Here is a 24838-nt window from a genome sequence, read left to right as displayed (position 1 = left end):
CCGCGACCACAAGGTACCAATTAGCCCGAGGGTTTAATTGATTTTGGCGAGCAGCAATCGCATCAAAACGCAAAGGCCGTAGGATGAATGTCAATTTATTCCCTGAATGCCGTAATAATAGCCAAACTCGGGTTGCGAACTGCGATCAAGTTCAGCTGTTGCGACGGTTTTTTAAGACGGTGATGATGTCGCCTTTTTTGGGGCCATGTCTTGCTGTGCTTTTAGTGTTTAGCCTTGCTGTTTCACCGGCGATGGCATCACCGCTCCCCGAACCATTAAGCGCGTCTGATACCGCACAATATAAGCGCCTTTTCGAATTGCAGAAGGCTGGCAATATGAAGCAGGCTATCCGCGAAATGGGGCGGATCAAGGACCCTATTCTAACGGGTCATTTGCTGGCACAACGCTATCTTCATCCAACGGCATGGCGGTCAAGCTATAAGGAATTATCCAGTTGGCTTGTAGCTTATAATGACCACCCCGATGCCAGCCGTATCTATTGGCTTGCCAAGCGCCGCAAGCCAAAGGATGCGCGTAGTCCAAAACCACCAAAACCGGGCTATCTGAACGGCTATGGTCAGGCAGGTGCGCATGGATACCGGCCACGTATTCCGGCAAGCACGGCTGGCCGTGCCTCAGCAACCCGCACAGCCTCGATTGCGCGGTCGATCCGTCGGGCGATCCGGCGTGGCTGGCCGTCAGGCGCATTAGAGATTGTCAGTGATGCTGGAAACAAGCGGTATCTGACGGCGGCGGAAGAGGGCCAGCTTCGTGGTGAAATCGCCCATGCTTATTTTATCTTTGGGGTTGACTCAAAAGCCATTCGCCAAGCCCGCTATGCCATCGCCATCGGGCGTGAACATGCGCAGCTGGCCTATTGGGCCGGTGGCTTGGCGGCATGGCGAAGCGGTCAGATTGATCTTTCCGGTCAGTTTTTTCGCTCCCTTGCCAATCTGCCTGAAGTGGACCCGGGGCAGCGTAGTGCCGCCGCCTATTGGGCGCACCGCATCGAGTTGCGGCAGGGGCGGCCGAGAGAATCGGTGCGCTATCTCGAAGTAGCGGCGCGGGAAATCGACAGTTTTTATGGGGTTGTTGCGCGCCATGCATTAGGCCAGCAGATCAATATCTCGTTTGAGCTTCCGGCAATCGAGCCCGGATTTTATGACTGGCTGGCAAGCCGCCCGGGCGGCAAGCGTTTATTCGCCTTATTACAGATTGGCGAGACTCATGCGGCCGAGCGTGAACTGCGTTATCTTTGGATGGAAATGCCTGATCAATACCGGCTTGGGGTGATGCAGTTTGCAAATGATCAGGGCATGGCTGGTCTCGCCTTTCGGGTTGCTGAAATCATCCGCAAGGACAGCGGTGTCAGCTGGTATGGTGCGCTATATCCGCATCCGCAATTCAACGCCGATTATGATATTGACGAAGCCTTGGTCTGGGCAATTTCACGGCAGGAATCCGGTTTTAATCCGCGTGCTAAAAGCAGTGCCAAAGCCGCAGGTCTGATGCAGCTCATGCCCGCCACTGCGTCCTTTATTGCGCGTGACCGTGGCTATCGTGGCGGCAAAAAGCATCAGCTATTTGAGCCGAAATTAAATCTTGAACTAGGGCAGGATTATATCCAGCATCTGCTTGATGAACCGCTTGTTGAAAGCTCATTGGTCCGGTTACTTGCGGCGTATAATGGCGGGCCGGGCAATTTGCGAAAATGGCTTCGCAAGGTCGATCATCAGGACGACCCGTTTTTGCTTGTTGAATCGATGCCAGCGCGCGAAACCCGCCATTACGTAAAAAATGTCATTTCTAATCTTGGCATTTACCGTGAGCTTTTTGGTGAAACCTCGCCGGCCTTGTCTGGGCTTGCCGCTGGCAATGGCGGCCGGTTCGTTCCAAGCCAAGCTGTTGATAAGGCAAAATGACCGTTTAAAATAACCCGCTTGGGATTGCTCTGATAGAGCAATTTCAAGGATAGAAAGGCAAGAGCAATGGATCATGATAAGCGGATTGATAAAACCATCCCGTTTGTACCGGTAAATATCGCCATTTTAACCGTGTCTGACTCGCGCAAATCTGATGATGACCGGTCTGGTGATCTATTGGCCGGGCGGGTTAATGATGATGGGCATAATCTGGCTGCCCGCGCCATTGTAACTGATGATTTTGATGCGATTATCGATCAGCTCCGCAAATGGATTGATGATGACGGGATTGATGTGATTGTGTCGACGGGCGGAACCGGCCTTACCGGCCGCGATGGTACGCCCGAGGCATTTCGGGCAATTTTCGAAAAGGAAATTGAGGGTTTTGGCGAATTATTCCGTTATATATCCTTCGCCAAAATTGGCACCTCAACGGTGCAATCACGTGCGGTGGCTGGCGTTGCAGGCGGCACGTATTTGTTCGCGTTGCCCGGATCGCCATCGGCGTGCCGCGATGGATGGGATGAAATCCTTCGCTATCAGCTCGATATTCGTCATCGGCCATGCAACTTTGTTGAAATTATGCCGCGGCTTGCCGAATCGCCGACCCAGCGCCGTGGTGGGTAATGCCTGATCTTGACCATGAGCAGCAATTTAACGGGCCGGTTATTGGCATTGACGAGGCTGGTCGGGGGCCTTGGGCGGGCCCAGTTACTGTAACGGCGATCTGGCTTTGTCCAACGGCATATGATGAGTTACCAGCTGATATTGATGATTCAAAAAAAATAAAGCCGCCGCGCCGAACCAGCCTTGCGGCAGTGATGATGGCGCCGCCACATCTCCATCACACTATATCGATTGATGTTGCGCAAATTGACCAGAACGGGATTTTGCAAGCGACCTTTGCCGGCATGGTGATAGCGGCATCAAGATTAACGGAAAAGCTGGTAAAGGCCGGTCTATCTGCCCCGGTTCATGCGCTGGTTGATGGCAATCTGTTGCCGCCTGATATGCCGCTGCCAGCAACCGCGCTAATCAAAGGTGACAGCCGGTCACTGTCGATTGCAGCCGCGTCGATTATTGCCAAGACAGCGCGCGACGAGATTATGCAGACACTGGATGCGCTGCATCCGGGCTACGGCTGGGCGAACAATATGGGCTATGGCACAAAGGCGCATCAGGCCGGAATTAGGCAATTTGGTGTTACCCCGTATCACCGCCGCAGTTTTAAGCCGATCCGGCGCTATCTCGATGCGGGCGACGATTAACCCGCGACAATTTATCCGCGACACAGGCACAAGAATTTTGGTTTTTTCAAAAAAATCGGGTTTTGCCTGCAGAGTGTCACGCGGCGGCATCACAAGATAGGCTTGGTTGTGATCATCGCTGACACAATATATTGATATGACTTTAAGAAAGCCCTATAAGCTGTTGACTTATATTGATTCTATGATTCTTTTATAAGAATAGAGCTGGCAAATTGCTGGCATAGAATGAATGAAATGGGCGTTGTCTGGTGAAAGCGAATCAAATTTTACATGGCGATTGTATCGCCAAATTACGCAAAATTCCCGATCAATCGGTTGATCTGGTGTTTGCTGATCCGCCGTATAATTTGCAATTATCGGGTGATTTGGCGCGCCCGGATCAGACCCATGTCGATGCGGTTACTGATGCGTGGGATAAGTTTGATAGTTTTGCCGCCTATGACGCCTTTACTGCCGCTTGGCTAACCGAGGCGCGCCGCGTGCTAAAGCCGGATGGCGCGATATGGGTCATTGGCAGCTATCACAATATCTTTCGTGTTGGCACGATTTTGCAGAATCTCGATTTCTGGGTTTTAAATGATGTGATCTGGCGCAAAACAAACCCGATGCCTAATTTCCGTGGTCGTCGCTTTACCAATGCACATGAAACGCTTATCTGGGCGGCGAAATCGCAAAAATCACGTCACGTCTTTAATTATGAAGCCATGAAGGCGCTGAATGAAGATGTGCAGATGCGGTCTGATTGGGAACTGCCATTATGCACCGGCAATGAGCGGATCAAGGAAGATGGTAAAAAAGCGCATCCTACGCAAAAGCCGGAAAGTTTGTTGGCGCGCGTAATTTTGGCGTCGACCCGGCGCGGTGATGTGGTTCTTGATCCATTTTTTGGCACGGGAACGACCGGTGCGGTGGCAAAACGGCTGAACCGGAATTTTATTGGTATCGAGCAAGATGCGAATTATGTGAAAATTGCCAAAACACGGCTGGCTTCGGTGACGCCGATTGCCTCGGATGATTTACTAGAAACAACGCCGCGCCGGGCTTTACCCAAAGTTCCGTTTGGGAATTTGATTGAACATGGATTGCTGCAACCGGGTGATCACTTATTTGACGCCAAAAAACGGTTTCAGGCAAAGGTACGCGCTGACGGATCCCTGTTTACAGATCAAAAGCAAAGCGGGTCAATTCATGCACTCGGCGCCCAGCTTCAAGGATTACCATCATGCAATGGCTGGATTTTCTGGCATGTTGAACGGGACGGGAAACCTGTTCTTATCGACAAGCTTCGGGAAAAACTGCGCGAAGACATATATCCGTCTAACCCATAATAAAAACGGGTTTTACAGCATAAACAGGGCCATGATCCGGTTTAGATCACAGCCCTGTTTCCTTCTGGTGTCTCTGTTTTATGCGGCGTGCGCTGCGGCCTTTTTTTCCAGTCGGCGCGCATGCAAAACAGGCTCGGTATAGCCTGATGGCTGTTCGATACCCTTAAAGACAAGGTCAAGCGCCGCCTGAAAGGCGATAGATTGATCAAATCGGCCATCCATAGGCTCATAAGCCGGATCATCTGCATTTTGGCTGTCAACAACGGCGGCCATTTCCTTCATCACATCCATGACCAGATCGGCGTCACAGATCCCATGATGCAGCCAATTGGCAATATGCTGCGATGAAATCCGCAAGGTTGCCCGGTCTTCCATCAGGCCAACATTATGAATGTCGGGAACCTTCGAGCAGCCAACGCCCTGATCAATCCAGCGCACAACATAGCCTAGAATACCTTGGGCGTTATTGCGCAATTCCGCACGGATATCCTCGGCTGACCAATTCGGCCGGCTGGCCACTGGAATGGACAGAATATCCGAACGGCTAGCGCGTGACTTACCCGCCAGTTCAGCCTGCCGCTTGGCCACATCCACCGCGTGATAATGCAATGCGTGCAGGGTCGCCGCAGTTGGCGATGGTACCCACGCGCAATTTGCACCAGCGTTCGGATGAGCGCTCTTCTGCGCAATCATATCGGCCATCATGTCCGGCATGGCCCACATGCCCTTGCCGATTTGCGCCTTACCTGAAAACCCACAAGCAAGCCCAACATCAACATTCCAATCTTCATAAGCTGAAATCCATGTTGCGGCTTTCATATCGCCTTTGCGGATCATCGCACCAGCATACATTGAGGTGTGAATTTCATCGCCGGTACGGTCAAGAAATCCGGTATTAATGAACGCAACGCGTGATTTTGCAGCACGGATACATTCTTTAAGGTTTACCGTGGTGCGGCGTTCTTCGTCCATGATACCGATTTTGATGCTATTGGCTGGCAGCTGCAAAAGCTGTTCAACCATTTCAAAGGTTTCAACCGCAAAGGCGACTTCATCCGGACCATGCATTTTTGGTTTGACGACATAGATTGAACCGGCCGGTGAATTCTGGCCGCTGGCAAAATCTGGTAATGCGGCGGCAACCGAAATAAACGCATCAAGGATGCCTTCGGGAATCTCCTGACCGCCGAATAGATGCACCGCCGGATTGGTCATCAGGTGACCAACATTACGAACCAGCATTAATGCCCGGCCGCGCAATGTTTTGGTGCTGCCATCAGGTGCGGTGTAGCTTTTGTCGGGGTTCAACGACCGTGTCATGCTTTTGCCATTCTTGGCAAATTCTGCGGTTAAACTACCCCGCATGATCTGGTTCCAGTTGCGATAGGCCAGCACCTTATCTTCGGCATCTACCGCAGCAATTGAATCTTCAAGATCAATGATGCTTGTCAGCGCTGCCTCGACAATCACATCATTAATATGCGCCGCGTCATCAGCGCCAATTCTGCCGTTGGCATTGATGATAATTTCAAGATGAAGGCCGTTTTTGACAACAATGACGCTTGTCGGGGCTTCGGGGTTACCGGTATAGCCGACAAACTGATCTGCATTTGACAGCGACGTACTGGCGCTAGACTGGCTGATCGTGAGCGTCCCACCGGCAATATTAAGGCCGGTTACATCGTGCCAGCTGCCATTTGCCAATGGCGCGGACTGGTCAAGAAGATCACGGGCAAATGAAATCACTTTTTTACCCCGTACCGGATTATAGCCATCATTGCGGCCGGCGCCGTCTGCGTCGTCAATCGCATCAGTGCCGTAAAGCGCATCATAAAGGCTGCCCCAGCGGGCATTGGCGGCGTTTAGGGCATAACGCGCGTTGGTGATCGGCACGACCAGCTGTGGGCCGGCGATGGTTGCGATCTCCGGATCAACATTGCTGGTTTCAATCTCAAAATCACCAGCATCATCATGAAGATAACCAATTTCGGCGAGAAATTTCTCATAGGCAGCGGCGTCAATGCCTCCATCGCTATTGGCTTTTAGCCAGTCGTCAATCTGGCGTTGTAGCCGCGCTCGTGTCTCGATAAGCGCCTGATTTTTTGGTGCCAGCTGATGCGCCGCCTGGTCAAACCCGTTCCAGAAAACATCTGGGGCGATTTTGGTGCCAGCTAGAATTTCATCATTCACCAAATCATATAGAACCTTGGCTATGGATAGACCACCATGGGTAATAACGTCTGACATTGTTTGCTCCGCTTAAGCAGGCAACCCGATGTAAATCAGGCAGGGGGGAATGGTTGAAAAAATTTTCTTTGTCTAACTGAACTCGCATTGTCTTTCAAGTTGCAACAGGTGGGATTCCATCGAATCACACATTTTTACGCCATCGCTAGCGCAAAAAACTCAATTATTGAGAATAAAGCTGCTATCGGGGCGCGGTTATGGACGCCGCCAGTGAAGACCTGCACCAGCCAACGCAGCTTCGATATCACCAACAAGATTATCGAGAATCACCGGTGTTTTTCCTTCGGCACGCGCGACCAGCGCGGCCTCGGTATTAGAGGCGCGGACAAGCCACCAGCCGTCATTAGTTCGCACCCTAACCCCATCTATCAGACTAAGGTTCTTGGCATCAATCTGGCTCTTTATATGTGCGGCAAGCCGGTCAATAACACCAAATTTCTGGTCATCCGGGCAGTCAATCCGCAATTCAGGTGTTGCATGCTGGGGCGCCAGCCCATCAATAAAATCAGTGATGCTCTGTCCGGTTTTGGCCATCTGGCACAAAACGCGGATCCCGACATAAAGCGCATCATCAAATCCATAGAAACCGTCTTTGATGAAAATATGCCCCGACATCTCGCCAGCCAACGGCGCGGTGAGTGCCGCCATGCGGGTTTTCATATGGCTGTGGCCGGTTTTCCAAATTTGCGCATCACCGCCTGCCTGCGTAATCAGATCCATCGCCATATCGGATGATTTCACATCAAGGATAACCGGCGCTCCTGGACTGCGTTCTAGAATGTCCTGTGCCAGAAAGGCCGTCAGAAAATCGCCTGGCATTTGCCGGCCTTTTGCGTCAACAATTCCAATTCGGTCACCATCGCCATCAAAGCCGATCCCAAGATCAGCCCCTGCCCCGGCAACAGCATCGCAGAGGATGGCAAGGGTTTCCGGATCAACAGGATTGGGGTGATGGTTTGGAAAGGTTCCGTCAATGTCACCAAAAAGCACTTTATGACGACCGTTTAGCCGTTTTGTAGCAGCGATCGTTGATGGCCCGGCCGCGCCATTGCCGCAATCCCAGATAACCGTAAAATCACCAGTGTTCGCATCGGCGGTAAGCCGGTCGATGTAATCGTCAAAAACAGCAACCTCGGCGTAACTGCCGCCAGCCATTTTGGCAGGCCCAGCAGCGCTAATCTCACCAAGTTGTTGAATGTCATCGCCAAAAAATACGACGCCGTTCATAACCATTTTAAACCCATTATGGCTTGGCGGATTATGTGATCCGGTGACTTGGATCGCGGCATCAGCGTCTAGCGTTACACCGGCATAATATAGCATTGGCGTTGAGCCGCAGCCGATGTCGCTGACCTGCGCTCCGCCGGCCACCAGCCCGTCACAAAGGGCGGCTGCCAGCGCCGGTGATGACAAACGCCCATCGCGCCCGACCGCAACATGATTGCCATGGCCACGATGGCGAAGACAGGCGGCATAACCAAGCCCGATGGCGTGCGCGTCAGCCAGTGTCAGTGTTTCCCCGACAATCCCGCGAATGTCATAGGCACGTAAAATAGATGGATGAAAAACATGCTGAGTCATGAACTGGCCTCTATTAAAACGTCTGGATTAAAAATTGGGAGAATGGTCCGCGTTTTTCGGGTTATTCACCTTTGCCTGACGGCATCCGGCCCTTTAGCCATTTCGCAAGTGGTGCTGCAAGATCATCGCGTGACATTGCAAATGCGATATTCGCTTGCAAGAAACCGATTTTTGATCCGCAGTCAAATCGTTCACCTGAAAACCGTAAGCCGTGAAAAGGTACCTTGCCAATTTGACGGGCAAGCGCGTCGGTCAGCTGCACCTCGTTACCAGCGCCGCGTTCTTGGCGATCAAGCTGCGAGAAAACGCCAGCTTCGATTATGTATCGACCAACGACAGCCAAGGTGGATGGCGCGTCTTCTGGATCCGGCTTTTCAACAAGACCGGCAACGTCAATCAGCTGGCCGTGATCTTTGCCCGGCGTGATGATACCATAAGAGCTTGTTTCCGATTTTGGCACATCCATCACCGCAATCATGTTGCCGCCCTGATAAGATGCAACCATTTCGGCCATGCAGCTCTTGCCAAGAATAAGGTCATCAGCCAGCAAAATGGCAACTGGCTCATCATGTACCAGATTACGGGCGCACCATACCGCATGGCCAAGGCCGGCCGGCTCTTGCTGGCGAACATAAGCAACTGACCCCGGCGCGTGTATCATTCCGCGTACGGTATCCAACGCCGCCGCCTTGCCCTTGGCAAGAAGCGTTTCCTCCAGCTCAAATGAGTGATCAAAATGATCCTCGATCGCCGTCTTGTTTCGGCCGGTCACAAAGATAAATTCCTCGATACCAGCGGCAGCCGCCTCTTCAACCGCATATTGTATCAGCGGTTTATCAACAACAGGAAGCATTTCCTTTGGCAGTGCTTTGGTGGCTGGCAGAAACCTTGTACCAAGCCCGCCAACTGGAAAAATCGCTTTTTTGATCATGCGGTACATTCCTTAAATTGCCGTCATTAGCAGCCGCGTTGCCGCCATTTTTGAAAGGCTTACTCTTTGGTCGCGAAATAGGTCAAGTCGCTCGGTTAACAAATTTGCCACAAAACAGCCCAAAACTCTAATCGGTTATCAATTTTTTCTGGTAACTACACTCTGGCATTGAACAAATTTTATCCGCCTGTTATCAAACCTTGGAATGGTTAGGGAAACAGCGCCGTGAAAATTTCAGTTATTGGCACCGGATATGTCGGGCTTGTTTCGGGGGCGTGTTTCTCCGAATTCGGTTTTGACGTAACTTGTATCGACAAGGATGCGGCCAAAATCCAGAAAATCAATCAGGGTGAAATGCCGATCTATGAGCCGGGTCTGGCAGATTTGGTGGCGCGTAACGTCGCCGCGGGCAGGCTGCATTTTGCGCCAGATCTGGCGGCAGCGGTGGCGGCAGCTGACGCGGTCTTTATCGCGGTCGGCACTCCAACACGGCGCGGTGATGGTCATGCTGATTTATCATTTGTTTATGCTGTTGCTGAAGAAATCGCCCCGCATCTATCTGGATATACGGTTGTTGTGACGAAATCGACCGTTCCGGTGGGCACTGGCCGCGAAGTCGAGTCAATCGTTGCTAGGGTTAACCCTGATGCACAATTTGATGTTGTGTCAAACCCTGAGTTTCTGCGCGAAGGTGCGGCAATTTCCGACTTTATGCGGCCTGACCGTGTTGTTGTTGGCGCCGAAACTGACGCGGCGCGCGATGTGATGCGGGCATTATATCGGCCATTATTTTTGATTGAAACGCCAATTCTTTTCACCAACCTAGAAACGTCAGAGCTGATCAAATATGCCAGCAACGCGTTCTTGGCGGTGAAGATTTCCTATATCAACCAGATGGCTGATCTTTGTGAAATGGTTGGCGCTGATGTGCATGATGTCGCCAAAGGCATGGGTCTTGATAAGCGGATTGGCAATAAATTTTTACATCCGGGGCCTGGCTATGGTGGATCCTGCTTTCCAAAAGATACGATAGCGCTTGTTAAAACTGCTGAAAAACATGGCAGTGACGTCAGCATTGTTGATGCGGTTGTCGCGTTCAATCAGGCGCGCAAAATGGCGATGGCAGAGCGTGTGATTATCGCGATGGGCGGGTCGGTTGCTGGTGCCCAAATCGCCATTCTGGGGCTTGCCTTCAAACCGGAAACCGATGATATGCGCGACAGTCCGTCATTGGACATCATCCACGCCTTAGTCAAAGCTGGTGCAAATTTGCGCCTTTATGATCCAAAGGCGATGGATGAGGCGCGGCCACTTTTGCCGCCTGTCGTCACATTTTGCGAAAGCGCAACTGATTGTCTGACCGGTGCTGCCTGTGCGGTATTGGTTACCGAGTGGAATGAATTTCGTGCTCTTACTGCGGCACATTTTGCGGCGACGATGATCGGGCGCGTCATTGTTGATTTACGTAATGTATACGAACCAGAGGCAATGCAGCGCGCCGGCTTCAAATATTCGTCGATTGGTCGGTAGGTGATCACGCCCGGCATTAACGCATCACTCATGTCTCTTGTTCAATGTTCTGTGAGGGCAGAGTCTCCCACTGTTTAAATCTAAGGGAATATAAAATGGAAACGCTGAAAATTCAGTCGATTGACCATATTGTTATGCAGGCGGCCGATGTTGCTGCGACGGTGGCATTCTATACTGAAATCATGGGTATGGAGCATAGTGAATTTCAGCCACCAACTGGAGGGCCTGTGCGCCAGTCATTGCATTTTGGGAACCAGAAAATAAACCTTCACAATGCATCATCCCCTTATATTCCTCATGCCAAAAACCCGGTCGCCGGCAGTGTCGATCTTTGTTTCATCACCGATCAGCCGCTTGGCGACTGGCAGCAGCATCTTGCCAATCATGGCGTCGAAATTGAGGATGGTCCGGTTCGTAAAACCGGCGCCAATGGGCCACTTTTATCGGTTTATATCCGCGATCCTGACGATAACCTCATCGAGATTTCAAACTATATCTAACGGCCAAAACCGTCTATTCTGCGGCCATATCCAATGTGGGTGGCTGTGTTGATAGCCCTGATATAATGGCGCTAATCTCTTGCTCGTACCGGGTCATGTTTGCGGCTTTTACATGACCATAGCCGCGTATCTTCAGCATGAGCTCAAGCGCCGTCTCAATCTGCTCATATTGGCGCGATGATGCATTGGTGCCAAGCTGGTCTAGCCAGTTGATTACCGTTTCACGGTGGGCCCGCTCGCTTTGTCGCTCAGCACTGAAGCCGAACGGATCAATCCAGCTATCACGGAGCCAAGACAGGCGCGCAATCATCGTTAAAACCGGCGTCAGCCAAGGCCCAAAGCGAATTTTGCGGGGGGTTCCATCGCGGCCTTTTCGCCAGCTAAGCAAAGGCGGGGCAAGATGGTAATGAACCGCTATATCTTTGCCGCCAATCGCGTTTATCTTCGCGGTGAAATCGGCATTGGTTAATTGGCGTGCAACCTCGTATTCATCCTTGATTGCCATGGCACGGAATAGCACCCTAGCGGCGCTGATGCCAATTGCATCTGTTGGAACCTTGGCGGCGGTTAACCGGTCGATAAAGCGATTTATCTCAGTTGTGAAACGGGCTGCATAGGCGGTGTTTTGATAGGCTGTTAATTGCGCGGCAAAATACGCAATCGCCGCGGCTGGGTCGTGCAATAGATCCTGATTTTTCGGCGCGGCCTTGGCAGCTAGCAAGGCCAATAGCTGATCGGGTGCATGAGCCAGTAATCGGCCCCATTTTAAAGCGGCAAGATTATCATCAACTGATGTGCCATTAAGCCGTAATGCTGCCTCAACTGCCTCAACGCCAATGGGAATCAAACCTTTTTGAACTGCCCAGCCAAGCATGATGATGGTGCTTGAAGTGGTGCTTCCTAAAATCTGGTTAGCCAGTGATGAAATGGCAAATCTTGTGATACGCGCCTTATCCATCGCCGCCCCAAGGCGGGTCATAACAACCGGCATATCCACGACACTGCCGATGCCGACACCGGCAACGCCAACCGGATCGATATTGTCATTGATGATGGCGCTGCTTGTGGTTTTGTTCAGCAGGCCAAGAACCATATCATTTGCAGCTACCACCGCATCACAGCCAATCAGTAAATCGGCCTCATGCGTTGGTAGCCGCACCATATGTCCGGCAAGAGATGCGCCCTTGGCAAGCCTGATCTGGCTGGTCACGCCGCCATTTTTCTGCGATAGGCCAGTTTGATTAACTGCGGTTCCGGCAATGCCGTCGACGCGCGCCGCCATAATCAGAATACCCGCCAATGTTGAAACGCCGGTACCGCCAATACCAGCAACAAAAATATTAAAGATACCATCGCGCACCGGTGTCGGGGCTGGCAATTTAATGTCAGCAGGAAATGCTGGCCGTGTGGCAGGCGGGGCTTTGGATGCCGTGTTTCCGCCTTTCAGCGTCACAAAGCTGGGGCAAAATCCGGTGAGGCAGGACATATCCTTATTGCACAGGCTTTGATCAATCATGCGTTTTTCGCCTTCGGGGCGCATAACCGGTTTGACCGCTACACAATTTGATTTAACGGCGCAATCGCCACACCCTTCGCAAACCGCTTCATTAATCACGATGGTTTCAGGCTTATCGGCAATCAGCCCGCGTTTTCGTTTGCGGCGTAATTCGGTGGCGCAATCCTGCACATAGATGATTGCCGTGACGCCGGTGATAGATTTCAGTTCCTGCTGCAGCTTGACAATATCGTCGCGGTGATAAAAGTGGCAATTGCTTGCCCATTTGGCTCCGGCCATCAGGGTTTCTGGTGCATCGCTGACAATCGCAATCTTGACGATGCCTTCAGCCGCGAGCTGGCGCGACATAACCCATGGTGTTTGGCCGCCCTCAATAGACTGGCCGCCGGTCATGGCAACTGCACCATTATAGAGTATCTTGAAGGTCATATTGACCCCGGCAGCAACCGCCGCGCGAATACCAAGATAGCCCGAATGCGCATAGGTACCATCGCCAATATTCTGGAAACTATGTGTTTGGCTGGAAAATGGCGCACGGCCAATCCAGAAAGCACCTTCACCGCCCATCTGGGTGAAATTAGTAATCTCGTCAGGCGTCAGAAACCCGCTGATCGAGTGACAGCCGATACCCATCCCGACAATTTCCCCATCGGGAAGTTTTGTGCTGGAATTATGCGGGCACCCCGCGCAATACCATGGGGTGCGGTTGGCAATATGCGGCAGCGTCTGTGCGGTGATTACGGCTGGAACAGCGCGTATCGCAATATCATGTGCGTTGGCACGCTTGGTTATTGCCGTCATTAAAATCGCGTGGGTTATCTCGCCAGTTTCTGGCAAAAGCGGCGATCCGTCAGGCGCCATTTTACCGGTGATGACAGCGCGCGCTGGTAAATTGACAACGGCACGGGCTAGTTGTTCTTCGACGATTGGCCGCTTTTCTTCGACCACCATCACTTCGTCAAAATTCTTGGCAAAATCGGCAAGGCCATCGGCATTAACCGGCCATGGCATCACGACAGAAAAAAGCCCAATGCCTGCCGCTACCCGATCTTTGATACCAAGACTAATCAGCGCGTCATTCACTTCATAAAGGGCTTTGCCAACAGCGATAATTCCAAGCTTGCCATTGGCCGGTTGTGGCAGGATTGGCGCGTTAATCTGCTGGGTATGTTGAAAGGCGCGCACTGCGGGAAGCCGCAAATTAAACAGCCGGTCTTCGCGCAATAATGCCGGGTCATGCCGGCCGATATGAACCGGGCCGTTTTCATTGCCCGCGATGATGTCGGGGTGAATATTATCAAGGTCAACAATGCCGCTGGTATCGGCGGTATCGACAACGATCTTCATGCCAACACAACACCCCGCCTGCCGTGATAAGGCAAAAGCCATAAGCCCCATTGGAATAATATCATGCAGTGAGCGCGGATAGAAAAAGGGAACACCTGCGGCAATCAGGGTCTGTTCCGACTGATAGGCAAGTGTCGATGATTTGCCGGTGGCATCATCGCCAACCGCCAGCACCATTCCGCCAAATTTGGAAACCCCTCCCATATTGGCATGGCGGATGGCGTCTAGCGCACGATCCAGCCCCGGGCCCTTGCCATACCAAAGGCCAAACACGCCATCAATGTCTGGCTGGTCATAAAGATGAATATGCTGTGCGCCCCAGATTGCAGTTGCTGCCAGCTCTTCATTGATTGCAGGTTGGAAAACCACTCCTTCAGCGGCGAGAAGATCAAGATTGCGGTTTAATTCAAGATCAAGCCCGCCAAGGGGTGATCCCGGATAACCGCTAACCAGACCACGGCTGTTGATGCCCTGTTCGCGGTCAAGACGCGCCTGTTCGAGAAGCAGCCGAACCAGTGCCTGCGTCCCGGTCATATAGGCCGGGCCGTGACGCTTTTGATAGCAATCGCGCAGCTGTATCTCGTCCATAAAACACCCTTTGGCCACCATGGCGACCGATATATCTATCAGGTTTAGTTAACCACAGAAATTGTGCCGGGAAAAAGATGTTCTTGTAACAGCGTGATTTTTGTTATCGCGCCAGACCCGTCTATCCAACAAGTGCTTATGGTGATTTTCAAACTTGCTTGGTCTTTAGATTTACTTGGCCTAAGGATTTATTTGGCCTAAGGATTTATTTGGCCTAAGGATTTATTTGGCAAGTCACTCTAGATTGGCCAATATGGTTGGCGATGGCTAAAGAATTTTAGAGGCTAAGAGACAAAAGATGGCAGACCAGTTTGATTATGTGATTGTTGGTGCGGGCACCGCTGGATGTGTTCTGGCCAATCGACTTACTGCGTGTGGCACCTATTCGGTTTGTCTGCTTGAGGCTGGCCCGCCGGACTGGAATCCAATGATCCATATTCCAGCAGGCTTTATCAAAACGCTGGTCAATCCTTCGGTTAATTGGATGTATCAGAGCGAAGCGAGCGCCGGCACAAATGGCCGTACCATTCCGATGCCACGGGGCAAGGTGCTTGGTGGATCAAGCTCGATCAATGGGCTGATTTTTAATCGTGGTCAGAAAATGGATTTTGACGTCTGGGCGCAAAAGGGCAATCGCGGCTGGTCATATGATGATGTGCTTCCTTATTTTCGTCGTTATGAGCGGCATGAAGATAGTGTTGATGCCAGCTATCGTGGCCAAAATGGTGAAATGACCATCACCAATCTGGCGTGGCGTGATCCGCTTTGTGAGGCCTTTATCGAGGGTGCTGAAAGCATCGGCATTCCGCGCAACCCCGATTATAATGGTGCCTATCAAGAAGGCACGTCCTATGTTCAGCGCACCTCAACGGGTAAATTGAGGATGAGCGCCGCGCGCGCATTTCTGAAACCGGCGCGCAAACGCGCAAATCTTCGCATCATCACCAACGCCCATGCGACGAGAATCCACCTTGATGGCAAACGCGCCACCGGCGTTTCCTTTCGTCGTGGCGGTGTGAACGGCCACCTGCAAGACGTGTATGCGGCGCGTGAAGTTATTGTCGCAGGCGGCACCATCAATTCACCTCAATTGCTGCAATTATCGGGAATTGGCCCGGCGGGGCTGCTGCAGGGTCTTGGTATTGAGGTAAAGCATGATCTGCCCGGTGTTGGCGAAAATCTGCGTGATCATTACGGGACACGCCTGACCGCACGGGCAAAGAATGTTAGGACAATTAACGAGCTTGCCCGTGGGCCAAAACTGGTTGGTGAAATTGCCAAATATTTCTTGGGGCGGCGCTCGATTCTCGAGCTGGGGCCAACGCTTGTATATTGTTTCTGGCACTCTGATGAGACAGTGCGCAACGCCGATCTTCAGGTTAGCTTTACCCCTGCTAGTTATAGAGAAGGGTTGCAGGCATGGCTTGAAGATGAGCCTGGATTTACCCTTGCAACCTGGCAGCAACGCCCCGAAAGTCTCGGTTATGTGCGGGCAAAAACCAGTGACCCGTTCGACAAGCCGCTAATTCAGCCGAATTATCTGGCGCATGAAGAAGACCGGCGGGTGCTTCTTGCCGGAATAAAGCTGAGCCGCCGGCTGATGAACACAACACCGCTTGCGCCTTATTTTGATTATGAGGGTTATCCTGGCGCGCATGTCCAAAGCGACGATGAATTGCTGGATGTTGCCCGCCAGCGTAGCACGACGGTTTATCATCTGATGGGCACTTGCCGAATGGCACCTGCAACAGATCCAACGGCTGTTGTTGATGACCAATTACGGGTTCATGGGATACAAAACCTGCGCGTTATTGATGCCTCGATCATGCCAACAATGCTGTCGGCAAATCTGAATGCAGGCGTTTTGATGATTGCCGAAAAGGGCGCCGACCTTGTGCTTGGAAAACCGCCGCTTGCCAGCATCTGACATAAGCGGTTGACAGTATCTATGTGCCTAGAAGATTAGGTTGCGAGGATTGTCCAACTTGCGTTATGTCTTAACCCATAGCTAATTTTACGCTCACGTCATTATCTTCAATCCAGTCAGAGGGATCTCTTATGCGCAGCTTACAACGTCCGGGCCGGTCACCGGTTCTTGCCCCTGAAGGTATGGCAAGCACATCACATCCGCTGTCAACACAAGCCGCAGTTAATGTTTTGCAAAATGGCGGCAATGCAATGGATGCAGCGCTTGCTGCCTGCGCAGTTCAGGCCGTTGTCGAGCCTGAGTCAACCGGCATTGGCGGTGATTGCTTTTGTCTTTATTCGCAAGGTGGTAGTGACAAGGTAATTGCGATGAACGGATCTGGCCGTGCCCCATCAGGGCTAAGCGCCGAATGGCTGATCAGTCAGGGCATCCATGAAATTCCACAGCAATCACCTCATGCGGTTACCGTGCCAACTGCGGTCGATGCTTGGGTTCAGCTAAATCGTGATTACGGGTCAACTCCGCTTGGCGATCTGTTGCAGCCGGCGATTAAATATGCGCGCGATGGATTTGCCATTGGTTCGCGCGTTGCGGCTGATTTCAAGGCCAGTGCTAAGCTGATCAAAGGAGATCCTGATTGCAGCGCGCTTTATCTTCGCGATGGTGAAAATTATAAAATGGGTGACCGGTTTGCAAATCCGAATCTGGCAAAGGCATTAGAAGAAATTGCCAAAAATGGACGTGACGGATTTTACAAGGGCTGGGTTGCCGAGGATATTCTTGGCAAATTGCAATCTCTTGGCGGCGTGCATTGCGCGGCTGATTTTGATGCGGCCATTGCTGAATATGTGACCCCGATCAAAACCAATTTCAGAGGCTATGATATTTGGGAATGTCCGCCAAATGGTCAGGGGGTCATTGCGCTATTGCTGCTGAACATCATGTCCGAAGTTGACAAGTTTGGTGATCATCCTATTTCGCTTGAGCGAATCCACCATGAGATCGAAGCGGGGCGTCTTGCTTACCGCGATCGCTCGCTTTATCTGGCTGATCCCGCATTTGCCGAGGTGCCAGTTGATGATTTGTTAAGCGCCGAACATGCGGCGGCGATCCGGGCGCAGATTAACCCGGAAAAGGCGCTTAAAGATTTGCCGGAAACCACGCTGCCGAGGCACAAAAGCACAGTCTATATTTCGGTCATTGATAAGGATCGTAACGCGTGCAGCCTGATCAACACGGTGTTTCATAATTTCGGGGCTGGGTATGTTGCGCCAAAATCTGGCATTATTCTGCAAAACCGCGGTCAGGGATTTGTTGTAAAGCCTGGCCATCCGAACTGTATCGAGCCCGGCAAGCGGCCACTTCATACGATTATCCCGGGCATGGCGACCAAAGATGGCAAGACTGTTATGTCATTTGGTGTGATGGGCGGCGAATATCAGGCCTTTGGACATATGCAGTTTCTGACCCGCCTGTTTGATTATGGCATGGATATTCAAGAGGCGCAGGATATGCCGCGCTTTATGCCGGACCCGTTCAGTGATGTCGTCGAAGTTGAAGAGCCGATCAGTGATGAGTTGCGTGACGGTTTACGGGCGCTTGGTCATAATATCCAGCCAGCGGTAAAGCCGATTGGCGGATCACAGGCGATCTTTATTGATTGGGAAACCAACCTGCTTCATGCCGGGTCTGATCCGCGCAAAGATGGGTGTGCAATCGGCTATTAACAGCGGTGGTGGCACGCCTAGGCACGGCGTGACAACCCATTCATCTGCGTCACCGAAAGGCTTGTTGGATTATCTTGCAAACAGGTACCGGTTTGGCGTGTCTGCAATATGCAACCTCTGACCGCGGTTTTGCGGTCAAATGGCCGATCAAAGGGCCAGTCAAACGGCCAGTTAAATGGCCAGTCAAATGGCCAGTCAAACGAGCGGTCATTTATTACCGTATCTATTGCTAAAAAATCGTACCTCCCAGTTGTTTTAGGGTTTGTCAGCGGGATAATTTTACCATTTAATTTATGCTGTTGACTGCCGATGCCACATTGGCTGGATGACGCCAAAATAAGGGGAAATTCATCATGCTAAACGAAGAGCAAATTTGGAATTTTGTCGATGCGAAGAAAGCAGATTTTATCGCTCTTTCTGACCGTGTTTTTGAGACACCTGAAACGCTTTACAATGAATATGCATCAGTGGCCGAACATGTGGCGGCGCTGCAGGCAGAGGGGTTTACTGTTACAGAGGGCATTTGCGGCATGCCAACCGCGGTGATGGGCGAGGCCGGAACCGAAGGCCCCATCATTGCAATTCTTGGTGAATTTGATGCATTGCCCGGATTAAGTCAGCAGCCCGGTGTCGCCGAACATAGTCCAGTAGAGACTGGCGGCAATGGTCATGGCTGTGGTCACAATCTTTTGGGGGCAGCGGCTCTATTGGCGGCAACCGCGGTTAAGGACTGGCTTGCCGAAAATAATATCAAAGCGCGGGTTCGCTATTATGGTTGTCCTGCCGAAGAAGGTGGTGCGGCCAAAGCCTATATGGCGCGTGATGGATTATTTGATGATGTTGCGGCTGCGATTTCTTGGCACCCCTCAACCTTTAATGCGGTACAGCATGGTCATTCGCTGGCAAATTCACGGATAGACTTCACCTTCCACGGCAAGGCGGCACATGCCGCCGCGGCACCGCATCTTGGTCGCAGTGCGCTTGATGCCTGCGAGTTGATGAATATCGGGGTTAATTATATGCGTGAGCATATGCCGGATTCGGCCCGGGTGCATTACGCCTATCTTGATGTTGGCGGCGCCGCGCCCAATGTTGTTCAGGCAAAGGCAACGGTTCGCCAGCTGGTTCGCGCAGGTGATCTTGAAACATTGCGTGATCTGGTTGCGCGGGTTCGTAAAATTGCTGATGGTGCGGCGCTGATGACCGGTACAACGGTCGAGGCCAAGGTCTATTCAGGGGTGTCTAATCTGGTTGGCAATCGCCCGCTAGAAGAGATGATGCAGCGCGAATTTGACAAGCTTGGGCCAGTGCCATTTGATAGCGAAGATGATAAATTTGCCAATGAAATTCGTAAAAGCCTAACAAGTGCCGATATTGCGGCCAGCTTTCAACGCATCGGCCGCGAGACGCCCCCCGATCTGGCGATGTGCGATTTTGTGGCACCCCTTGATCGGTCAAACAGCGGCGGTGAAGGATCAACTGATGTTGGTGATGTCAGCTGGGTGGTTCCAACGGTTCAGGCGCGGGTGGCAACCTGTGCAGTTGGAACCCCGTTCCATACATGGCAAACCGTCGCCCAAGGAAAAATGCCAGCCGCGCATAAAGGCATGGTTCATGCGGCAAAGGTGATGGCGTCAACGGCAACAGCCCTGATGCAAGCCCCCGATGTTCTAGCCGCAGCCCGCACTGTGCATGATGAACGTCAGGCGAGAACGCCGTATCAATGCCCGATTCCGCAGGATGTCAAACCACCGATTTTACCGCGACCTGAATAGGCATCGCGAATTTGTGTGGCTGATTTTTGTTAGGCGAGCTTCTGTTCGGCAAGATGTACCCAGAGACTGGCACCAATTGGCAGCAGATCATCGTTAAAATCGAAATGCGGACTATGCAGATTGAAACTATCAAGACCGGCGCCAAGCCAGACGTAGGCGCCGGGCTTTTGTGCCAGCATAAATGAAAAATCCTCGGCGCCCATTACCGGGGTCATGCCGGTTTCAAGACCGTCAGGGCCCAGCATATCGGTGATAATATCACGCACATAAAGCGCATCAGCCTCATGATTCACCGTTGGTGGATAGCCCGGTCTTAACTCCATCGAAACGTCACAGCCAAGCGTTGCCACGGCATTACGCGCAACATTTTCAATATCGGCAATCATCCGCTCACGGGTTGCCGCGTTCATCGTCCGAAGGGTGCCGCCAATTTTGGCGCTGCCGGGAATTACATTATAGGCGCTTCCGGCATCCAGCCTGGTCAGTGAAATCACTGCCTGATCAAAAGGGTCGAGCCGGCGCGATATCAGAGTTTGTAATGCCGTTATGCAGATACCAGCGGCGACAATCGGGTCATGCGTCAGATGTGGCATCGCGGCATGGCCACCATCGCCGGTGATGGTCAGCACAAAAATGTCGGCACCAGCCATTGCCGGACCGCAATGCGCAACCGCGCGGCCAACCTCCAGCCCCGGCCAGTTATGCATCCCCCAGACCGAATCCATTACAAATTTCTCGAATAGACCATCATTGATCATTGATCGGGCACCAGCATTGCCGCCTTCTTCGGCGGGTTGGAAAATACAATGAACCGTGCCGTTGAAATTGCGTGTTTTCGCAAGATGCTGTGCCGCCCCCAACAGCATGGTTGTATGGCCGTCATGACCACAAGCGTGCATCGCACCCGGGCGCTGTGAGGCATGGGCAAGATTGGTTTCCTCAGACATTGGCAAGGCATCCATATCAGCGCGAAGGCCGATTGATTTGCCATCATTCTTGCCCTTGATAACGCCAACAAGGCCAGTGCCACCAAACCCGCGATGCACGTCGACACCAAAGCTTTCCAGCTTGGCCGCGACAAAGTCGGATGTGTCTTTTTCCTGATAGGCAATCTCGGGATTCTGATGCAAATGGCGCCGCCATGAAATCATCTCATCATGCGCTTCGCCCAGCTCCTTTATCAGTTTCATAACAATCTCCCAAAGCTCTTGTTGATGACCCAAAACCTATGCCATGTTCGACTATAGACGGCGAGGCAAGCCAAACTCAAGCACCGGTTTCAAGCTATTTGAAAGGCGGGCATGAACGGTCTTTGGATTAGCCGTGATATTTGCAATTGGGGTTGTCGCAATTTAGGCAAGGCATGAACAGGATAGAGCCGTGATGGATGATTATGTAACCTATGCAAAGCCTGATCGTATTGCGGCGGGGGTCGATCAACTGGCGGCAATGACTGAACCTGACCGGCCTTATACACGGCTGGTGTTCAGCCCGGAATTTGATGCTGGGCGGCGCTGGCTTGAGGGTCAATTCAAGGCGGCTGGGCTGGTCTGCAACATTGATGCTGGCGGCAGTTTGATCGGTATACGCGCTGGCAATGGGGCAGAACCGCGGAGAAAGCTGATCATTGGTTCGCATATTGATACGGTGCCAGCCGGTGGCCGGTTCGACGGTATTGCTGGTGTTTTGGCTGCGCTGGAAATCGTGTATTATCTGAACGAGCATGACATTACACTACCGTTTGATCTGGAAATAGTCGATTTTCTTGGTGAAGAGCTGAATGTCTGGGGCACGTCTTGCCTCGGTAGCCGTCATATGGCCGGTTTGGTCACGGCTGAAATGCTGGGGCGAACGGATCAAGATGGCCGCTGTTTGGGCGTTGAAATTGCGCGCATTGGCGGCAGCGGCAAACCTAGTGACGGTGTGCGCGGTGATGCGGATCAGATATTAGGTTGTTTTGAACTTCATATCGAGCAGGCAAAAACCTTGCAAGAACGGTCTGTCGATATTGGTCTCGTTACCGAAATCCCCAGCATTTACCGTTATGGTATTAACGTAACCGGACAGGCTGGCCATAGCGGCACGACGTTAATGGACGGGCGGCGCGATGCCGCTGTTGCCGCTGCCGATATTATCACGGCGGTGAGTGACCTTGCTGGTAGAATTGCAGCCGAGGATAATCACCATTTTGTCGCGACCATTGGTAAGATTGATATCTTTCCGAATGGTGCGGCGATCGTTCCTGGACGTGCCGAGATGACGCTGGATTTGCGCTCTGCTAGTGATCGTTCACGGCTACGGTTTGAAGCGGCTCTCGATAAGCTGATCAAACAGACAAGCATGAAAAGAAATTGCAAAATCAGCCGTGACAAACTTGCTGGTGCCGCGGTCGCGCCAATGGATAGGAAACTGATCTCGATCTTGGCGGAGCAATCAGCCCGGCTTGGCCTTGGCACAATGCCGATCTCCAGCGGTGCTGGTCATGATACGGCGCATCTCTCGCGCTTTGCGCCGGCAGCGATGATTTTTATCCCCTGCCAAGACGGTTTAAGCCACTGTCCGGAAGAATTTACTAGTGCAGACTCAATCGCTCGAGGCGCGGCGGTTTTGGTACGGTCAGTTTTGGCACTGGCCGAACAATCTGTCCCGAAGGGCTTGATCTAAACATAAGGCTAAGCGATTTTTATTAGCCCGCGTCATTCAGATGACAGGCAGAAAAATGCTGTGGCGCAATCTCGCGTAAGGTCGGTTTTTCTGTCTTGCAACGCGGCGTTGCAAATTTGCACCTTGGATGAAAATGACACCCCGTTGGTGGTGACAGGGGCGACGGAATTTCGCCGCTAATCGGCTCATACTGACGTTTACCAACTTCAAGGCGGGGCACCCCCTCAAGCAGCGCTTGGGTATAGGGATGGTTTGGTTTCTTGACAAATGCCTGGATCGGCGCGGTTTCGACAATCCGCCCGAGATACATCACAATGACTCGATCTGATATATGTTCAATGACGCTTATATCATGGCTAATAAATAGGTAGGTCAGATCCAACTGGTCTTTTAGCGCCACAAATAGATTTAGGATTTGCGCTTGAATTGAGACATCCAGCGCGGCGATGGATTCGTCGCAAACTAAAAACTCAGGTGAGACAGCAAGTGCTCTGGCAATGCCGATGCGCTGGCGCTGGCCACCAGAAAACTGATGAGGATAGCGCCGCATCGCCTCGGTATCCAAACCAACTCGGTGCATAACTTCGGCGGCAAATTCATGCTTTTGCGCTGGGGTAATCAATTGGTGGTATAGTGGCGCTTCGGTAACAATATCAATCACACGTTTGCGAGGATTCAAAGATGAAAAAGGATCTTGAAAAATCATCTGCGTACGCAAAGCATCAGGGATCGACTGGTTTTGCGACTGGCTGCTATCAAATTGAACGTTACCCTTCGTTGGCGGTAGGATGCCGGCGACCATTCTGCCAAGGGTTGACTTACCACAGCCCGACTCGCCAACAACACCGACAATTTCGCCCCTAAACACCTCAAAAGACACGTCATCAACTGCGTGGACAATTTCCTCCCGATAGTTCTGCCCTAATTTGTTCAAAATCTTTGCAACCATATCGAGTGATTTAACAAAATCGCGTGATAGGTTCGATACCGTCAATAGCGGCTTCATGCGGTATCTCCTTGTGTGACGTTAAAACAACGTACAAGTCGCCCATCATCGGTTTTGGTGACGTCTGGCGGCGTTAAGCTGCAGCGCTCAGTCAATAAAGAACAGCGATTTTGGAATGCACAACCTACCGGGAGATTTAGTAAGGACGGAACCATACCTTCAATCTGCTGCAGCGGTTCACCGCGCCGATTTTGTGCAGGTACACTGCCAAGAAGGCCGCGCGTATACGGGTGTATTGGGTTAGAAATTACTTTGGTATTTAACCCCTGTTCAACGATACGTCCTGCGTACATTACGCATATTCGCTCGGCAATACCTGCGACCACAGCAAGGTCATGAGTAATCCAAAGCAGCGCCGTCTTTGTTTCACGGCAAAGGCGTTGCATTTCGTGAATAACCTGCCCTTGGATTGTTACATCAAGAGCAGTAGTTGGCTCGTCGGCAATAATCAGGTCAGGCTTATTTAGCATGGCAATGGCAATCGATACTCGCTGTCGCATACCACCAGAAAACTGGTGTGGATAGGCACGCATCCTCTCTTCAGGTGACGAAATCCCAACAAGCCCAAGTGCGTCTCGTGATCGCGCATGGGCATCGGTCCGGCTAATCGAAGGGTCATGTGCCTGAATAGCCTCGATCATCTGGGTTTCAATACGCAGAACTGGATTTAGTGTCATCATTGGGTCTTGAAAAATCATCGCAACACGATTGCCACGAAATTGCTGCATCTCTTGAGGTGATAAATTAGTCAGATTTTGACCCTTAAAAAGTATTTCCCCATCGACAATACGGCCAGGCGCATCGACAAGTCCAATTATAGAAAAGCCAGTTATTGATTTACCTGAACCAGATTCACCAACAAGGCCAACGATTTCACCAGCGCCGATTTCAAGGCTAACACCATCAACTGCTTTCAGAACACCTGCCTTGGTGAAGAAATGCGTTTTTAAATCGTTGATTTGAAGGATTGGTGTCATCGAA

General features: G+C 51.7%; 17 protein-coding genes. 10 read left to right on the top strand and 7 right to left on the bottom strand.

The genetic code is table 11. The annotated features are described in order from the left end of the window. Positions 1-182: 182 nt before the first annotated feature. From AB8881_07030 to AB8881_07015, 4 genes are all read left to right on the top strand, one after another. On the top strand, positions 183-1922 hold the full coding sequence (locus AB8881_07030) for a transglycosylase SLT domain-containing protein (protein XDZ62306.1): 1740 nt from the start codon (positions 183-185) through the stop codon (positions 1920-1922). Between the two features lie 66 nt (positions 1923-1988). After that, a complete protein-coding gene (gene moaB / locus AB8881_07025) occupies positions 1989-2549 on the top strand; it encodes a molybdenum cofactor biosynthesis protein B (GenBank protein XDZ62305.1) in 561 nt (186 codons plus the stop codon). After that, positions 2549-3190: a ribonuclease HII gene (locus AB8881_07020; protein ID XDZ62304.1), complete on the top strand. Its 642-nt coding sequence runs from the start codon at positions 2549-2551 to the stop codon at positions 3188-3190. Before moaB ends, AB8881_07020 begins: the two co-directional genes overlap by 1 nt. A 248-nt stretch (positions 3191-3438) precedes the next feature. Then, positions 3439-4518 (top strand): site-specific DNA-methyltransferase, encoded by a 1080-nt coding sequence (locus AB8881_07015; GenBank protein XDZ62303.1) that lies wholly within the window; start codon positions 3439-3441, stop codon positions 4516-4518. Between the two features lie 78 nt (positions 4519-4596). On the opposite strand, the gene AB8881_07010 is transcribed toward AB8881_07015, so the two are convergent. From AB8881_07010 to galU, 3 genes are all read right to left on the bottom strand, one after another. Continuing rightward, on the bottom strand, positions 4597-6765 hold the full coding sequence (locus AB8881_07010) for a malate synthase G (GenBank protein ID XDZ62302.1): 2169 nt from the start codon (positions 6763-6765) through the stop codon (positions 4597-4599). A gap of 195 nt (positions 6766-6960) precedes the next feature. Continuing rightward, a complete protein-coding gene (locus AB8881_07005) occupies positions 6961-8346 on the bottom strand; it encodes a phosphomannomutase/phosphoglucomutase (protein XDZ62301.1) in 1386 nt (461 codons plus the stop codon). 61 nt (positions 8347-8407) lie between these two features. Continuing rightward, positions 8408-9286: a UTP--glucose-1-phosphate uridylyltransferase GalU gene (gene galU, locus AB8881_07000; GenBank protein XDZ62300.1), complete on the bottom strand. Its 879-nt coding sequence runs from the start codon at positions 9284-9286 to the stop codon at positions 8408-8410. A 216-nt stretch (positions 9287-9502) separates the two neighbouring features. On the opposite strand from galU, the gene AB8881_06995 reads away from it, so the two are divergent. Then, the gene (locus AB8881_06995; GenBank protein XDZ62299.1) at positions 9503-10807 is read left to right on the top strand and encodes a UDP-glucose/GDP-mannose dehydrogenase family protein; all 1305 of its coding nucleotides are present in this window, start codon (positions 9503-9505) and stop codon (positions 10805-10807) included. Between the two features lie 95 nt (positions 10808-10902). After that, positions 10903-11307, top strand: a complete 405-nt coding sequence (locus AB8881_06990; protein ID XDZ62298.1) for a VOC family protein — start codon at positions 10903-10905, stop codon at positions 11305-11307. Between the two features lie 13 nt (positions 11308-11320). Here the strand turns inward: AB8881_06990 and AB8881_06985 are convergent, their stop codons facing one another. Next, positions 11321-14758, bottom strand: a complete 3438-nt coding sequence (locus tag AB8881_06985) for an indolepyruvate ferredoxin oxidoreductase family protein (GenBank protein XDZ62297.1) — start codon at positions 14756-14758, stop codon at positions 11321-11323. 298 nt (positions 14759-15056) lie between these two features. On the opposite strand from AB8881_06985, the gene AB8881_06980 reads away from it, so the two are divergent. The 3 genes from AB8881_06980 (at position 15057) to AB8881_06970 (ending at position 20187) form a co-directional block, all read left to right on the top strand. Further along, positions 15057-16685, top strand: a complete 1629-nt coding sequence (locus tag AB8881_06980; GenBank protein ID XDZ62296.1) for a GMC family oxidoreductase — start codon at positions 15057-15059, stop codon at positions 16683-16685. A gap of 131 nt (positions 16686-16816) precedes the next feature. Further along, complete coding sequence (gene ggt, locus AB8881_06975; GenBank protein ID XDZ62295.1) at positions 16817-18412, top strand: gamma-glutamyltransferase; 1596 nt, start codon at positions 16817-16819, stop codon at positions 18410-18412. A 353-nt stretch (positions 18413-18765) separates the two neighbouring features. Further along, on the top strand, positions 18766-20187 hold the full coding sequence (locus tag AB8881_06970; protein ID XDZ62294.1) for an amidohydrolase: 1422 nt from the start codon (positions 18766-18768) through the stop codon (positions 20185-20187). A gap of 29 nt (positions 20188-20216) precedes the next feature. Here the strand turns inward: AB8881_06970 and AB8881_06965 are convergent, their stop codons facing one another. After that, on the bottom strand, positions 20217-21377 hold the full coding sequence (locus AB8881_06965) for a M20 aminoacylase family protein (GenBank protein ID XDZ62293.1): 1161 nt from the start codon (positions 21375-21377) through the stop codon (positions 20217-20219). Between the two features lie 193 nt (positions 21378-21570). Here AB8881_06965 and AB8881_06960 point away from each other — a divergent pair, with 193 nt between their 5' ends. Continuing rightward, positions 21571-22851, top strand: coding sequence for a hydantoinase/carbamoylase family amidase (locus tag AB8881_06960; GenBank protein ID XDZ62292.1), 1281 nt, complete (start codon positions 21571-21573; stop codon positions 22849-22851). Positions 22852-22873: 22 nt separating this feature from the next. Here AB8881_06960 and AB8881_06955 read toward each other — a convergent pair whose 3' ends face one another. Continuing rightward, entirely contained in the window at positions 22874-23857 is a 984-nt protein-coding gene (locus AB8881_06955; protein ID XDZ62291.1) for an ABC transporter ATP-binding protein, read from the bottom strand. After that, positions 23854-24834: an ABC transporter ATP-binding protein gene (locus AB8881_06950; protein ID XDZ62290.1), complete on the bottom strand. Its 981-nt coding sequence runs from the start codon at positions 24832-24834 to the stop codon at positions 23854-23856. Before AB8881_06950 ends, AB8881_06955 begins: the two co-directional genes overlap by 4 nt. Positions 24835-24838: the final 4 nt, after the last annotated feature.

The organism is Alphaproteobacteria bacterium LSUCC0396, from assembly GCA_041228345.1.
Taxonomy (GTDB): Bacteria; Pseudomonadota; Alphaproteobacteria; order Puniceispirillales; family Puniceispirillaceae; genus UBA3439.
The sequence above is the reverse complement of the archived record's forward strand: the minus strand, read 5'-3'. Positions and strand labels throughout refer to the sequence as shown.

Bases quoted from the DNA above. Each gene is read 5' to 3' on its own strand.
- AB8881_07030 (XDZ62306.1), top strand. From the start codon at position 183: ATGATGTCGCCTTTTTTGGGGCCATGTCTTGCTGTGCTTTTAGTGTTT.
- moaB (XDZ62305.1), top strand. From the start codon at position 1,989: ATGGATCATGATAAGCGGATTGATAAAACCATCCCGTTTGTACCGGTA.
- AB8881_07020 (XDZ62304.1), top strand. From the start codon at position 2,549: ATGCCTGATCTTGACCATGAGCAGCAATTTAACGGGCCGGTTATTGGC.
- AB8881_07010 (XDZ62302.1), bottom strand. From the start codon at position 6,765: ATGTCAGACGTTATTACCCATGGTGGTCTATCCATAGCCAAGGTTCTA.
- AB8881_07005 (XDZ62301.1), bottom strand. From the start codon at position 8,346: ATGACTCAGCATGTTTTTCATCCATCTATTTTACGTGCCTATGACATT.
- galU (XDZ62300.1), bottom strand. From the start codon at position 9,286: ATGTACCGCATGATCAAAAAAGCGATTTTTCCAGTTGGCGGGCTTGGT.
- AB8881_06990 (XDZ62298.1), top strand. From the start codon at position 10,903: ATGGAAACGCTGAAAATTCAGTCGATTGACCATATTGTTATGCAGGCG.
- AB8881_06985 (XDZ62297.1), bottom strand. From the start codon at position 14,758: ATGGACGAGATACAGCTGCGCGATTGCTATCAAAAGCGTCACGGCCCG.
- AB8881_06980 (XDZ62296.1), top strand. From the start codon at position 15,057: ATGGCAGACCAGTTTGATTATGTGATTGTTGGTGCGGGCACCGCTGGA.
- ggt (XDZ62295.1), top strand. From the start codon at position 16,817: ATGCGCAGCTTACAACGTCCGGGCCGGTCACCGGTTCTTGCCCCTGAA.
- AB8881_06970 (XDZ62294.1), top strand. From the start codon at position 18,766: ATGCTAAACGAAGAGCAAATTTGGAATTTTGTCGATGCGAAGAAAGCA.
- AB8881_06965 (XDZ62293.1), bottom strand. From the start codon at position 21,377: ATGAAACTGATAAAGGAGCTGGGCGAAGCGCATGATGAGATGATTTCA.
- AB8881_06960 (XDZ62292.1), top strand. From the start codon at position 21,571: ATGGATGATTATGTAACCTATGCAAAGCCTGATCGTATTGCGGCGGGG.
- AB8881_06955 (XDZ62291.1), bottom strand. From the start codon at position 23,857: ATGAAGCCGCTATTGACGGTATCGAACCTATCACGCGATTTTGTTAAA.
- AB8881_06950 (XDZ62290.1), bottom strand. From the start codon at position 24,834: ATGACACCAATCCTTCAAATCAACGATTTAAAAACGCATTTCTTCACC.